A 13,366-nucleotide genomic window follows, 5' to 3' on the forward strand; every position below is an offset into this window, starting at 1 on the left:
ACTCCTGTTCCGTACCTTCGCAAGAAGGCACGCCGCCAGGCTACGCGGCAGAAACCGTGTGCGAGGGCGGTTCGGTGAGGTGGTTCCGGGACGCCGATGTCGCCGAGAGTCGCGCGGCTACTCGCGGGTACCCCGGTGGGGTCGATGGCTTCTCGAGTGCGCGCGCGGCGCGCAGGCCGGCTGTCGTATACAGTGAGATGCATCGGCCTTCCCGGCCAAGCAAATCTAAGTGTTAATCCAAGTTACAGTTACTTGAGGTTACAGTTACTTGGATTAACAGATAACCCCCCTCTCGATACGCCGATCCGACGCGCCCTGCGCTGCCCCGGCCCCATCTCACCTGCAAGTGTGCGACAGTATTCGCAAACACTTTCGAGAAAGGCCGGTAGTCGATGCCACCCCGTGGGCGCGCCGTGAACGATTCGTTGACTCCCGAGAACCTGACGGCTCTGGCCGCCGCGCTCGCCGAGGGGCGTCGCGCCACCGTCTATCTTCGTGAACCCAACCCGAGTCTGGGCCTGCCCGAGGGTACGTCGGCGAAGGTCGTTTCGATCGACGGCACCACGGTCACCATCAGCCCGAAGGGTGTCAACGACGAATTGCCCTACGAGGCAGAGGAACTGCGCATCACTCGCGACGCGGCAACCCCGCCTGCGCCGGCCAAGCGCGTGCCCGCGAAGAAGGTGGCACCGCCTCAGGCGCCGCCGGCAAGGAGCGCCGAGCCGGTGCAACCCAAACCCGTAGCGGTTCGGCCCGACGCGGAACCGGCACAGCCCAAGACGGTGGCGGAACGCCCCAAGGCCGTGCAACCGCCGAGTCCGGCTCCCCGTCGAGCCAAGAAGGCGCCGGGCGGCGTCAGCGTCACCATTCATGCGGGGGCCGACAACGATTGGTCGGTCACGGTCACCCAGGGGGCGAAGCGGCCCACCAAATCGCAACCGGTGAGCCCCGAGTCGGTGAGCCGCGCTGTTCGGGAGTTGGGCGATCCCACCGCACGCGACGCAGTCGAGGCCGTCATCTCCCACGCGCGCGAAGAAGCCGCTCGACGCGTCGCGGAACTGAGCCGACAACTAGAGGAGGCGCGCACCACCCTTGCCGCCCTCGAGCAGGACGTATGAGCGACTCGCTCGTGTTCGTACACCTGTTGTTGCTAGGGTTCTGCCGACACCGCTGAGAGGGAGTACATGTTCAAGAAATTCATGCTCGTCGTCGTGGGGGCGGCTGCAATCGTAGCCAGCGTCGGCGTGGGGACCGCATCCGCGGCCACTCCAGCTGCTCTCGGCGGCGGCTCGGGGATCATCGTCGGAGGTCAGGCGGAGTGCACGCTGACGACGATCGGAAACGACCGCAACGGAAATCTCGTCGGCTTCACCGCCGGCCACTGCGGCCAGGCGGGCGCTTCCATCGTCCCCGAGTACGACACCTCCCTCGGTGAGGTCGGCCGCATCGCGTTCTCCAATCCGGAATTCGATTACGCCCTGATCGAATTCCAGCGTGACAAGGTCGCACCGATCAACCGCGTCGGCAACGTGACCATCTCGCAGGTCGGCCCGCCGACGGCGTTCCCGAACATCGTCTGCAAGGAAGGCCGTACCACCGGCAACACCTGCGGACTCGCCTACGGCGACATCCTGCAGTCGCAGGAGACCTGGGCTCAGCTGTGCGTCGTCGAAGGTGACTCGGGCAGCCCGGTCGTCGTCGGCAACACCCTCGTCGGCATGGTCAATGCCTACCTCGGCGTGGCGTGCTTCGGACCCGAGGTCGGTACCAACTTCGACGCGATCCTCCGCAACGTCGATCAGGGCAACGGACTCGGCGCAGGATTCGTCCCAGCTCCCTAGATCCACCCGTTTTCGGCCGAAGGCCCCGTTCGCGCAACACACCGCGACGGGGCCTTCGTCGTGCGTGGGGTCGGTACTGCTCTCAGCGGGCGCGGGCGGACGACCGAACATCTGCGACTATGCGTTCCGCGTCGTCCGGTGCGATTCCCAGCAGCACCAGGCTCGACGTCGTCGCCGCTCCGGCGGGGTCGCCGATCAATCCTGCGTTGGTGGCGTCGAGGATCGACAGCGCAATGGCCTCGATATTGAGGATCAGCACTTCGGCGGCGAGGTACGAGGAGAACACACCCTCACGCTGTCCCCGTCGGATGACCGCGGCGGCCGACTCGCGCATCGGAGTCAGTAGATCGTGAATGCTGTTGTGTCCCAGATCGGACCGTGCGACCGCGAGTAACAGCCGGTACTGATCTCCGACGCGTGCCAGGGCCAGTGTCTGCCGAACGAACACCGTCACCGCCGATTCGTCTGCGGCAGGAACGCGGTTGAGCGCAGCCGAAATTCGTTCCGCTGCTTCCACGGCGATACCGTCGATCAACGCTTCGCGAGAGGCGAAGTGGGCGTACACGGTTCGCCGGACCACTCCCGCAGCGGCGGCGACGTCGTTGATGGTCGCATCGGGATTGTCCGCCAGCACCCCCTGTGCAACGTGCAGAATTCGCGCTCGATTGGACCGGGCGTCACGTCGTTGCACGGGCGGCGCAGCTGCGTCCCGTGCAATCGAACTCGACTCCGTCGTCTTACGCACAGGACAACAACTAGCACGATCGCGGGCGGGGAGTGTGGTTGCCGCCACAAAAGATTGCCAATCCTAGCCGACGCTTCCTAAGCTGCACAGCACTGTGCAAGGTGTGTCTCGCACTTTGCCAACGGGGGGGAACACACGATGACACTGCTTGCGATGACGCCTGTCCAAGATATGCACAAACCGTACCCACGACGCTGGTCGGCTCTGGTGGTGTTGTGTCTGAGCCTGCTGATCGTGGTCATGGCCAACACGTCCCTGTTGGTCGCCGCACCGTCGATGACACTCGACCTCGGTCTGACGAGTAGCGACCTGCAATGGGTGATCGACGGCTATACGGTCCCTTACGCGTCGTTGATGTTGCTGTGCGGGGTGATCGGAGATCGTTACAGCCGCCGCGGCGCTCTGATTCTCGGCCTGATCATCTTCGTCGCCGGATCTGTGGCCGGTGCACTCACCGATGCCACCCTCGGGGTGATCCTGGCCCGCATCGTCATGGGTGTCGCCGCAGCCATCGTCATGCCCGCCACCCTGTCGCTGTTGGTCGCGACCTTTCCCAAGCGGGAACGCGCCACCGCTGTCACCGTGTGGGCGGCAACCTCGGGACTCGCGATCGCGGCCGGGCCGCTGTTGGCGGGCTGGCTTCTCGAGAGCTTCACCTGGCACTCGACGTTCCTGATCAATGTTCCGATCGCGTTGGCCGCCATCGTCGGTGCCGTCGTGCTGGTCCCGCCGTCACGGGCCGTCGACCCGGGTGCGATCGACTGGATCGGTGGACTGCTGTCGGTGCTGGCCGTGTCGACCATCGTGTACGCCATCATCGAGGGGATGCACTTCGGCTGGACGGTCGGGCCTCTGTACTTCGCGCTCGTCGGGCTGCTGTCGGTCGTCGGCTTCGTGGGATGGGAACTGCGCCATCCCAATCCGTTGCTCGACGTCCGGATGTTCTCTTCCCGCATCCTCAGCGGTGCCACCCTCGCGGTGCTGATCTTCTTCCTCGTCACTTTCGGCGCCATCTACTTCGTCGCCCAGTATCTCCAGTTCGCTCTCGGCTACGGTCCGGTGTCCACCGGCGTTCACCTCCTGCCGTTGGCCGGCGCGGTCTTCGTCGGATCCGGAATCACGATGTGGCTCACGCCGAAACTGGGACCGCGCGTCACCGTCACCGCAGGCATGATCGTGGGAACGCTGTCGGTCGTCTCGCTCATCGGGATCGATTCGACGGCAACGTATTCCGACTTTCTTCCGGTGCTGACGCTGCTCGGTCTGGCAATCGGACTGTCCGTCTCGCCCTGCACCGACTCCATCATGGGCGAGTTCCCGGACAGTAAGCTCGGGGTGGGCGGCGGCCTCAACGACACCGCCCTCGAACTCGGCGGATCGCTCGGTATCGCTGTGCTCGGATCGGTGCTCGCCGCGTCCTACCGCCAGGGCATCGAAGGATTCCTGCAGACCTTCCCCGGCAAGCAACCGAACGGCCAGTACACCGGACAGGCGGCGGAAGGGCTTGCGGCATCGCAGGATTCGTTGGCCGGTGCGGTGATCGTTTCCGACGTCATCCGTGACCAGAACGCATTCCTCAGTGGGTTCGCCGACAATCTCGAAGCCAATGCCGTCGCGGCGTTCGGTGACGCAGTGGTGCACACGAGTGTTGTTGCCGCCGTCGTGTTCGGCGTCGGCACGGTGATCGTCGCGCTGCTCATACCGTCCAAGAATGCGACTGCGGCGACGTCGTCGGAGGAGATCGAGTTCGAGCCGATCGTGCCGTTCGTCGCACCGCCGGCGAAGGACCCGGCAGCCGATCGTGAGGTTGCCGAGCTCGAGCAACTACTGGAGCGGCCGTCGGCGAAGCCCCAGAATTCCGGCGCACGGCACGCGTTGCGCACCGCGGAGGAGACCGCACCGATACCTGCGCACACCGTGGCCGAGCCGGCTCTGGTGGACGCCGAGCTCGAGCGTCCCAGCATCTATCAGCTGGCCTCGAAGGTGTACGAGTTCGACGCCTCCGTCGCCCGACAGGCCACGGTGGACAGCAAGTCCGGCGACCGCGTGACGATCCACCAGCTCGCCCTGTCCAACCTGGCGCGCACCCGACGCGTCGAGGCCGAGGAAGCCCTCGACGCAGCCCTCGAACTCAGCGATCTGCCGGTTGCGCCCACACCTCAGCCGCCCGAACCCACCGAGCCGCTGCAGACCTTCTACCAGCGAGCCAGTAAACAACACGCCAACTGCACGGCATTCAAGGAACGCTCGAGCTCCATGTGGGCAATGCCGCTGTAGTCGCACTCCGCCCGCCTCGGGCCCGCCCGCCCGCGCACCCAACCCCGCCCGCGTCAATGGACCATTGCACCGCCGAGACGTATGCAAAGTGCCTTCGACGCGCACGGTGTCCTTGCGTGAATGGACCATTGCAGCGCCGAGACGTATGCAATGGTCCATTGACGCGGCAGGGGGGCAGGGGGGGGCGGGCGGGAAGGGGACGGCTAGATCAGCACCGCACCGTTCGAGGCCGATCCGACCAGCTTGGAGTATTTGGCCAACACTCCTCGGGTGTAGCGCGGCGGCAGTGGTGCCCAGCCCTGTGCGCGGGAGTCCATTTCGGCTGCGTCGACGAGCAAGTCGAGGGTGCCCTTGCCGACGTCGAGTCGGATCTGGTCCCCGTCGCGGACGAAGGCGATGGGTCCGCCGTCGACTGCCTCGGGTGCCACGTGTCCGACACAGAGGCCGGTGGTGCCGCCGGAGAATCGGCCGTCGGTGAGCAGCAGGACGTCCTTGCCGAGTCCCGCACCCTTGATGGCTCCGGTGATTGCGAGCATCTCGCGCATTCCCGGCCCGCCCTTGGGTCCTTCGTAGCGGATGACCACGACGTCGCCGGCTGCGATGGTGCCGTCTTCGAGGGCGTCCATGGCCGCGCGTTCACGCTCGAAAACTCGTGCGGTGCCGACGAAGACGTCGGAGTCGAAGCCTGCGGACTTGACGACGGCTCCGCCGGGGGCGAGCGATCCTTCGAGGATGGTGATGCCGCCCGTCGGGTGGATCGGCTTGTCGAGTGCGCGCAGTACCTTGCCGTCGGGGTCCGGGGGCGCGATGTGAGCGAGGTTCTCCGCCACGGTCTTTCCAGTGACCGTCATGCAGTCGCCGTGCATCAGGCCTGCGTCGAGCAGAGCCTTCATCACGACGGGAACTCCGCCGATGGCGTCGACGTCGGTCATGACGTGCTTGCCGAACGGCTTGACGTCGGCCAGGTGGGGAACCTTTGCGCCGACGCGGGTGAAGTCGGCGAGGGTCAGGTCCACCTGCGCCTCGTGGGCGATGGCCAGGAGGTGCAGTACCGCGTTGGTCGAGCCGCCGAAGGCCATGACGACGGCGATGGCGTTCTCGAAGGCTTCCTTGGTGAGGATGTCGCTGGTGCGGATGCCGCGTCGCAGAAGATCGACGACGGCCTCGCCGCTGGCGTGGGCGAATCCGTCGCGTCGGCGATCGGGAGCGGGAGGAGATGCGCTGCCGGGCAACGACATTCCCATCGCCTCGGCGGCGCTGGCCATCGTGTTGGCGGTGTACATTCCGCCGCAGGCACCTTCGCCGGGGCAGATGGCGCGTTCGATGGTGTCGACGTCGGCCCGCGACATCAGTCCGCGCGAACAGGCACCGACGGCCTCGAAGGCGTCGATGATCGTCACCTGGTGCTCGCTGCCGTCGGACAGGGTCGCGAACCCGGGCAACGTGGAGCCGGCGTAGAGGAAAACACTCGCCAGGTCCAGGCGCGCTGCGGCCATGAGCATTCCGGGCAGCGACTTGTCGCATCCGGCGAGCAGGACGGAACCGTCGAGACGCTCTGCGCTGATGACGGTTTCGACGCTGTCGGCGATCACCTCACGGGAGACCAACGAGAAGTGCATGCCCTCGTGACCCATCGAGATACCGTCGGACACCGAAATGGTGCCGAATTCCAGCGGGTAGCCGCCGGCGGCGTGGACGCCCTTCTTGACGGCCTTCGCCAGACGTTCGAGCGAGAGGTTGCACGGGGTGATCTCGTTCCACGACGACGCGACGCCGATCTGGGATTTGCCCCAGTCTTCGTCGCCCATCCCGACGGCGCGGAGCATGCCGCGCGCTGCCGTTTTCTCCAGTCCGTCGGTGACGTCGCGACTGCGCGGCTTGACGTCGATGTCTTCGGGGGGATTCTGCGGGGTCGTCATGACTCTCCTGAGCGGTCGGCGGACGGTCGCGTCCTCAGGTTCCGCTCCTGAGTCGCATTCACCGTCAACACTAAACCTGTGGTTGCGGCTCTCGATCGGCATGCACCCAACTCGTACGTCTCGAGTGCCCTTCATCGAGTGACGAATGGCCCTGTCGAGCAACACCGGCTCGGGGAGAGAGTGGGTGTGTCACCGCATCGCGGTGGGAGTCCGAGGAGAGACGATGAACGATCAGCCGGATACGGCCGTGGTGGAGATGCTGGTGGAGCTCGCGTGTCGCGCGCCGTCGGTGCACAACAGTCAGCCGTGGAGGTGGATCTACTCCGAGCACGTACTCGATCTGTACACCGACAGCTCGCGCGTGCTCGGGGCGATAGACCCGACCGAGCGACAGATGGTGATGAGCTGCGGGGCTGCCTTGGACCATCTGCAGAAGGCCGCGGCAGCCAACAGGTGGACGACAGAGATCGACCTGTTGCCGACCCCGGGTGCACCGGATCATCTCGCGCGCGTCCGTTTCGTGCACGACGCGCATCCTCGGTCGCACGAGTTCGACCTGCTGACCGCGATCAATCGGCGGTACTCGGATCGGCGAGCGTTTGGGCCGGTGCCGAGCAATCGCGATCTGACGCGATATCTGGGCCAGGAGCACTACGGCACCGAGATGACCGTCCTGTCGACCGAGTCCAAAGAGACGTTGGCGAAGGCATCGACTCTGAGTGCGAGCGTACGTAAGTACGACGCGACGTATCAGGCCGAGATCAGGTGGTGGGCCGGGCACGCGTTCCGATCGGGAGGAATTCCGCCCGAGGCTTTGACGAACCGCGCGGATGCATCCAGGGTGCAGGTCGGACGAGTGTTTCCCGAACCGCACCGGGTCGCCGCGACCGTGACACACGAGCCGGTCGAGGACGAATCCACCGTGGTGCTGCTCGAGACGTCATCGGACGAACGCCTGGATTGGCTGCAGAGCGGTCGAGCCATGTCTGCCTTCCTCCTGGCAGCGACAGCGGACGGACTGGCGACGTGCCCGTTGACGCACATGACGGAACAGTCGGGTAGCAGGCGCTTGGTCGAGTCTCTCGCTGCACGCACAGGGGTGGCGCAGGTGCTGATTCGAGTCGGTAAACCGATGATCGGCTCACCGCCACCCCGAACCCCACGACACGCGGTGGCGTCGGTGCTCTCGGCACCCGCCCGCGCAACGAACAGGAGACGATCATGATTCTCGCAGGACACCAGAAAATCGTTGTCGGCGTGGACGGCTCGCCCGCCAGTATCGACGCTGCCCGCTGGGCGGCCACCCTGGCAGAGAAGGTGGATTCTCCGCTGCTGATCGCCGGGGCAGTGCAGCAGCCCGTGTTCTACATGGGCGAGCCCGCATCGGTGGTGCCGAGGGAGGTGTGGGACGAGCAGCGACGCGCGGCCGAACGCGTCGTCGCCGACGTTGCCACCGCGGTGCTGGCCCATCATCCGAATCTGGCCGTGACCACCTCGGTGGAGGAAGCGACCGCATGCACGATGATGGTCGGGTACTCCCGCACCGCGCGCATGCTCGTCGTCGGCAACTCCGGTTCCGGCCCGATCGTGTCGGCGTTGTTCGGGAGTACGGCGCAGGAGACCTCGAATGCGGCCCTGTGTCCGGTGATCGTCTGGCGGGAGGGAGTCGGCACCGTCGACGCACCGATCCTCGTCGGTATCGACGGCAGCGCGACGAGTGAGGTGGCCGTCGAGCAGGCCTTCGATCTGGCGTCTCTGTTGGGTGTGCCGATGATCGCCGCGCTTGCCTGGAGCTCGTTGTCCCAGGGGGCAGCGCTCTCCCTGCCGGGATCGCCCGACAGTGCCGAGATCGAGCGCGAGCAGCGAATGCTGCTGTCGGAATGTCTTGCCGGATGGAGCGAGAAGTATCCGGACGTATCCGTCGAACATATTGTGCAACAGGGTAATCCAGCGCATCTGTTGATAGACCTGTCCAAGCGTGCCGGCCTCGTGGTAGTCGGTAGCCACGGACGAGGAGTGGTGGCGAGGGCACTGTTCGGATCGACCAGTAGCAACCTCACGCGGCACGCGCGCTGCCCGGTGATGATCTGCAGAGACACGACGACAGCGGGGACTCGACGATGACGAACGACGCACGAGCAGCGGCAGGCACCCGGCGGATGGAGACCGATTCCATCACCGTCGACAGTCCGGCATCGACAGGGTCGACAGTGTTTCCGGTGACCACCGCGTCGACCGGCGGCAGCGTGTACGCGGTGATGATTGCCGAATACGGACCGCTCGCCGGAACCTCCCCGGACGGACACGATCTGAGAACAGCGGTGCTCGGCCGGTGGCCGGGGGTGCGCGTGTTCGAGCGGCGCAGCACCGGTGTCAGCGGGGCCGACCCGCGCGGCTACGAGACCTTCTACGTCGAGCTCGAATCGAGCGGATGCCGCACCGATATCGATACCGACGAAGTATCTGCCCTGTTCCACCCCTGACCGACCCGACGGCTTCCCATCGAGACAGGAACACATCATGAGCAATTCCACCGACCGCGTGCTTCCCATCCTGGTGGGCATCGACGGCTCCACCGAGGCCGATGCCGCAGCGCTGTGGGCCGCCGCCTACGCCGCGAAGACACATTCGTCCGTTCGGTTGATTCACGCTGTCCCCGAGGGGGATTGGTACGGATCGGCAGCGTTCGTCGACGGCGGTGCGCTCGAGCGGGACCTCCGCATGATCGGGCGAAAGCATCTCACCCGCGCGGCCGGAGCGATGCACGACGTTGCACCCGACGTGTCCGTCGACATCGTCAGCGTCGACGGCACCATCGCGTCGTACCTGTCGAATGCCGATGCCGAATTGATCGTGCTGGGATCGAGGAAGTCGAGTGCACTACGAGACCTGACGTTGGGCAGCAACACCCTTCGGGTCGTCACGCACGCCCGTTGCCCCGTACTGCTGGTGCGTGGTGGTGGGGAGAGCGTCGATCCCGGCCGGCCCATCGTGGTGGGCGTCGACGGAAGTGAGCAGTCGGATCGAGCGTTGAGTGCAGCGCTCGAGTTCGCCCAGACCGTCGGTGCACCGGTGGTCGCGGCGAACTACTGGGGATTCGCGGCCCAACCCGGTCTGGGAACGGGATTCGAGGAGATCGACTGGGTGAGCATTCGCGCGCACGAAAAGCATTGGCTCGAAACGCATGTGGAGAAGATGCACGAGAAGTACCCCGATGTTGCACTGACGACCGTGAGCGCCCAATCGAGCCCGACACGAGGCCTGCGCGCGATGTCGGCGTCGGCGTCGATGCTCGTGGTGGGTTCTCGGGGTCGAGGTGCTCTGCGTGGGACGATTCTGGGGTCGGTCAGTCAGAATCTCGTTCACCACGCCGACTGCTCGGTGCTGATCGTGCGATGACCCAGTGCGGTGAGTCACGCGCTCCGACGCGAGGCAGGTGGTGGTGAGCCGATGTCGCAGTGCGGGGGACAGTTCGACGCGTCCTCGCCGGTGCCGCGAATCAGTACCGCCGCGATGACCGCACCGATCACCAGCAATCCGGCGCACATCAGCATGGCGGTGTGGAAGCCGTCCGAGAACACCTCCGGCGCAGCGTAATCGGATCCAGCGATACCGGCGAGCGCAGGGAGCGCGGCTACGGCGAGCAGTTGGCTGGTGCGGGCCACGGCATTGTTGACTCCAGACGCGATTCCGGCACGATCGGTGGACACCGCGCCCAGAACCGCTCCGGTCAGCGGGGCCACCAGAGCGGACAGTCCGAGCCCGAAGACGAGAACCGCGGGCAGAACGTCTGTGGCATAGCTGGATCCGGGTCCGATGCGCAACATCAGCAACAGCCCCAGTGCCGAGAGCAGCGGCCCGACGGTCATCGGAACACGAGGTCCGATGCGTCCGGCAATTCTGCCCGCGCGGGCGGACAGGACGAGCATGAGAGCGGTGATCGGCAGCGTGGCCACCCCGGCCGCGATGGGTGAGTAGCCCACGGCGAACTGCAACTGCAGCACCAGAAGAAAGAACACGCCGCCCAGAGCCGCGTACACGGCGAAGGTGACGAGGTTGGCCGCCAGGAACACTCGGGAGGCGAACAGTGACGGCGGAACCAGTGGATCGTGCGAACGACGCTCGATCACCACGAACACCCCGGCCGCGACGACACCCAGAGCGAGCGCGAGAGCATGTGACTCGATCAGACCGTATGTGAGCAGACCCAGCGCCGCCGCGACGGTCACCGCTCCCGGTACGTCGAGTCGGCCGGATGCGTGCGGATCTCGGCTCTCGGGAACATGTTTCGCTGCCACCCACACGACCACGACGGCGAGCGGGATGTTGATGAGGAACACCGAACGCCAGCCGACGGCGTCGACCAACCAGCCGCCGAGCAACGGACCGACCGCGGACGCGACACCGCCGAGACCCGACCACAGACCGATCGCAGCTCCTCGGTCCTCGGCCCTGATGGAGGCCGAGATCAGCGCGAGGGAACCCGGCGTCAACATGGCCGCCCCGACTCCCTGCAGCAACCGCGCCGCGATCAGTACCTCGATGCTGGGAGCGAGCCCGCACAATACCGACGCGGCCGCGAACCAGACGGTGCCCCAGACGAACACCCGCCTTCGCCCCAGCCGGTCACCGAGGGACCCGCCCAGCAGAATCAGCGAGGCCAGCGTCAACGTGTAACCGCTCAGCGTCCACTGAAGACCGGTGACGCCCGAACCGAGATCGCGACCGATCGCGGGTAACGCGATATTGACCACGGTGGCGTCGAGCATCGCCAGAGCCGAACCGAGCACCGTGGCTGCGACGATCCAGCGCCCCCGAGCGCTCGAGACCGAGATGTCGGTGGCGGTCACAACCGTTCGACGCAGACGACGAAGTTGCGTGAGTCCTTCTCGAATCCGTACAGCGCGGGGTCGGGGCAGTCGTCGACGGACGAGGTGCCCTGCAGGATGGTCACGACGCGGCGGGTGTCGGCACCGGGGGTCGCGCAGTCGATCCGCTGAGCGAATTCACCGACGAGGTCCATGCATCCGCCGACCTGCCAGTCGATGTCGAGGCACAGGGCTCCCTGTTCGATGTCGAAGTAGGTCTCGTAGTAGTACTGATCCGCATCCGCGGGGCACTCGGCCGAGGTGGGCGTCTTGGCGAAAACGACGTAGTTGGACTGCGGAGATCCGCAGGTCGCGTTGTCGATGGCCGCCTCGTCGACGGTTCCGCCCAGTGCCACGCACTCGCCGATCTCCACGTCGATGTCGACACTGCCGCCGTCGTCGATGTCGGTTTGCGGTGTGGTGGTGGGAGGGTTGGTGGTCGTGGTGGCGGGAATGGTGGCACCGGAGATGGCGACGGCGGTACCGGACACCTCCGAGGCACACCCGGCGAGTATCAACGCCGCGCACGACGACAACGCCAGCACGAGAGCGCGGACCGAACGACTGGATGACGCCATGGTGAGTCCTGCCCTCGTAGGTTCGACCGTGCTCGTGTAGAAAATATCGGACTCGCTCGTCGGCTGCATGAGGCAGGATGAACTGCGTGGATCTTCCTCTTGCCGTGCCGGTCGCACCGATGCTCGCCAAAGCCGCGAAAGTGGTGCCCGCACAGCCCGAGGACGGGCCCGCGGTGTGGTCGTACGAGCCGAAATGGGACGGGTTTCGCGCGATCGTCTTCCGTGACGGAGACGAGGTAGTGCTGGGGTCACGTGGCGGTAAGGACCTGGCACGCTATTTCCCGGAGTTGGTGGAGGCGATCAAGGCCGAGCTGCCCGAGAAGATCGTCGTCGACGGCGAGATCGTCGTGCCCCGCGAGAAGGACGGATCCACTCGTCTGGACTGGGAGTCGCTGTCCGAACGGATTCATCCCGCGGCGAGTCGGGTGACCATGCTCGCGGAGAAGACTCCCGCGCAGTTCATCGGCTTCGACCTGTTGGCCGTCGGCGACGAGGACCTGACGGGTGAGCCGTTCTCGACGCGGCGAGCGAGACTGCTCGACGCGGTGGGTACCGGAGGCACGAGCTGCCACGTCACCTCCGCCACCGACGACGCGGCGGTGGCCGAGGATTGGTTCGAGCGTTTCGAGGGTGCCGGACTCGACGGTGTGGTGGCCAAGAAGCTCGACGGTCTCTATCTGCCGAACAAGCGCGAGATGGTCAAGATCAAGCATGCGCGTACCGCCGACTGTGTGTTGATCGGCTACCGAATCCACAAGTCCGGCAACGGTATCGGATCTCTGCTCCTCGGTCTGTACGACGGTGACGACCTACGCATGATCGGCGGCGCGTCGGCCTTCACCGACAAGCGACGGCTGGAACTGCTCGAAGAACTCGAACCGCTCCGGCTCGGCGACGACGTCACGTACGACGGTGAAGCGACCCGCTGGAATTCGTCCAACGACCGCAACTGGATCCCGGTGCGCATCGAGCGGGTCATCGAGGTGGCCTACGACCAGATGGAAGGGGCTCGGCTGCGGCACGTGGCGCGGTTCCTGCGGTGGCGACCCGATCGTGAGCCGCGCTCGTGCGCCTACGACCAGCTCGAGGTTCCGGTGCGCTACGACGTCGCCGACGTCATCGCCGGGGGACGGTAGCC

Annotated in this window: 12 protein-coding genes; 8 read left to right on the forward strand and 4 right to left on the reverse strand. The window is 65.8% G+C overall.

Features of this window, described 5'->3' with window-relative positions; all coding sequences use genetic code 11:
* Positions 1–392 precede the first annotated feature (392 nt).
* Together R3P95_RS19705 and R3P95_RS19710 are read left to right on the forward strand one after the other, a co-directional pair.
* Positions 393–1,118 (forward strand): DUF6319 family protein, encoded by a 726-nt coding sequence (locus R3P95_RS19705; RefSeq protein ID WP_149406876.1) that lies wholly within the window; start codon positions 393–395, stop codon positions 1,116–1,118.
* A 66-nt stretch (positions 1,119–1,184) separates the two neighbouring features.
* Positions 1,185–1,841 (forward strand): chymotrypsin family serine protease, encoded by a 657-nt coding sequence (locus R3P95_RS19710; protein WP_149406877.1) that lies wholly within the window; start codon positions 1,185–1,187, stop codon positions 1,839–1,841.
* Between the two features lie 82 nt (positions 1,842–1,923).
* Here the strand turns inward: R3P95_RS19710 and R3P95_RS19715 are convergent, their stop codons facing one another.
* On the reverse strand, positions 1,924–2,532 hold the full coding sequence (locus R3P95_RS19715) for a TetR/AcrR family transcriptional regulator (RefSeq protein ID WP_317549227.1): 609 nt from the start codon (positions 2,530–2,532) through the stop codon (positions 1,924–1,926).
* 192 nt (positions 2,533–2,724) lie between these two features.
* On the opposite strand from R3P95_RS19715, the gene R3P95_RS19720 reads away from it, so the two are divergent.
* Positions 2,725–4,863 carry an MFS transporter gene (locus R3P95_RS19720; RefSeq protein ID WP_394855442.1) on the forward strand — a complete coding sequence of 713 codons (2,139 nt, stop codon included), beginning with the start codon at positions 2,725–2,727 and terminating at the stop codon, positions 4,861–4,863.
* A gap of 203 nt (positions 4,864–5,066) precedes the next feature.
* Here R3P95_RS19720 and ilvD read toward each other — a convergent pair whose 3' ends face one another.
* Positions 5,067–6,782, reverse strand: a complete 1,716-nt coding sequence (gene ilvD, locus R3P95_RS19725) for a dihydroxy-acid dehydratase (RefSeq protein ID WP_317549229.1) — start codon at positions 6,780–6,782, stop codon at positions 5,067–5,069.
* Between the two features lie 223 nt (positions 6,783–7,005).
* Between ilvD and R3P95_RS19730 the strand changes: the two genes are divergently transcribed.
* Genes R3P95_RS19730 through R3P95_RS19745 form a run of 4 tightly spaced genes read left to right on the forward strand, consistent with a single transcriptional unit; the run spans position 7,006 to position 10,181 of the window.
* The gene (locus R3P95_RS19730; RefSeq protein ID WP_317549230.1) at positions 7,006–8,007 is read left to right on the forward strand and encodes an Acg family FMN-binding oxidoreductase; all 1,002 of its coding nucleotides are present in this window, start codon (positions 7,006–7,008) and stop codon (positions 8,005–8,007) included.
* Positions 8,004–8,906 (forward strand): universal stress protein, encoded by a 903-nt coding sequence (locus R3P95_RS19735; RefSeq protein WP_317549231.1) that lies wholly within the window; start codon positions 8,004–8,006, stop codon positions 8,904–8,906. Before R3P95_RS19730 ends, R3P95_RS19735 begins: the two co-directional genes overlap by 4 nt.
* Positions 8,903–9,265 carry a hypothetical protein gene (locus tag R3P95_RS19740; protein ID WP_149406882.1) on the forward strand — a complete coding sequence of 121 codons (363 nt, stop codon included), beginning with the start codon at positions 8,903–8,905 and terminating at the stop codon, positions 9,263–9,265. Before R3P95_RS19735 ends, R3P95_RS19740 begins: the two co-directional genes overlap by 4 nt.
* 37 nt (positions 9,266–9,302) lie before the next feature.
* Entirely contained in the window at positions 9,303–10,181 is an 879-nt protein-coding gene (locus R3P95_RS19745) for a universal stress protein (protein WP_317549232.1), read from the forward strand.
* 14 nt (positions 10,182–10,195) lie between these two features.
* On the opposite strand, the gene R3P95_RS19750 is transcribed toward R3P95_RS19745, so the two are convergent.
* Together R3P95_RS19750 and lppU are read right to left on the reverse strand one after the other, a co-directional pair.
* Positions 10,196–11,632 (reverse strand): MFS transporter, encoded by a 1,437-nt coding sequence (locus tag R3P95_RS19750; protein ID WP_317549233.1) that lies wholly within the window; start codon positions 11,630–11,632, stop codon positions 10,196–10,198.
* Complete coding sequence (lppU, locus tag R3P95_RS19755; RefSeq protein ID WP_317549234.1) at positions 11,629–12,228, reverse strand: LppU family putative lipoprotein; 600 nt, start codon at positions 12,226–12,228, stop codon at positions 11,629–11,631. Before lppU ends, R3P95_RS19750 begins: the two co-directional genes overlap by 4 nt.
* A gap of 86 nt (positions 12,229–12,314) precedes the next feature.
* On the opposite strand from lppU, the gene R3P95_RS19760 reads away from it, so the two are divergent.
* Positions 12,315–13,364 (forward strand): ATP-dependent DNA ligase, encoded by a 1,050-nt coding sequence (locus tag R3P95_RS19760; protein WP_094669158.1) that lies wholly within the window; start codon positions 12,315–12,317, stop codon positions 13,362–13,364.
* Positions 13,365–13,366 lie beyond the last annotated feature (2 nt).

The sequence above is a fragment of the Rhodococcus cercidiphylli genome (assembly GCF_033042225.1).
In the GTDB taxonomy this organism is placed as follows: Bacteria; Actinomycetota; Actinomycetes; order Mycobacteriales; family Mycobacteriaceae; genus Rhodococcoides.

Excerpts from the sequence above, each read along its gene's own strand:
- lppU (WP_317549234.1), bottom strand. The coding sequence starts at position 12,228 with ATGGCGTCATCCAGTCGTTCGGTCCGCGCTCTCGTGCTGGCGTTGTCG.
- ilvD (WP_317549229.1), bottom strand. The coding sequence starts at position 6,782 with ATGACGACCCCGCAGAATCCCCCCGAAGACATCGACGTCAAGCCGCGC.
- R3P95_RS19710 (WP_149406877.1), top strand. The coding sequence starts at position 1,185 with ATGTTCAAGAAATTCATGCTCGTCGTCGTGGGGGCGGCTGCAATCGTA.
- R3P95_RS19745 (WP_317549232.1), top strand. The coding sequence starts at position 9,303 with ATGAGCAATTCCACCGACCGCGTGCTTCCCATCCTGGTGGGCATCGAC.
- R3P95_RS19720 (WP_394855442.1), top strand. The coding sequence starts at position 2,725 with ATGACACTGCTTGCGATGACGCCTGTCCAAGATATGCACAAACCGTAC.
- R3P95_RS19735 (WP_317549231.1), top strand. The coding sequence starts at position 8,004 with ATGATTCTCGCAGGACACCAGAAAATCGTTGTCGGCGTGGACGGCTCG.
- R3P95_RS19740 (WP_149406882.1), top strand. The coding sequence starts at position 8,903 with ATGACGAACGACGCACGAGCAGCGGCAGGCACCCGGCGGATGGAGACC.
- R3P95_RS19730 (WP_317549230.1), top strand. The coding sequence starts at position 7,006 with ATGAACGATCAGCCGGATACGGCCGTGGTGGAGATGCTGGTGGAGCTC.
- R3P95_RS19705 (WP_149406876.1), top strand. The coding sequence starts at position 393 with ATGCCACCCCGTGGGCGCGCCGTGAACGATTCGTTGACTCCCGAGAAC.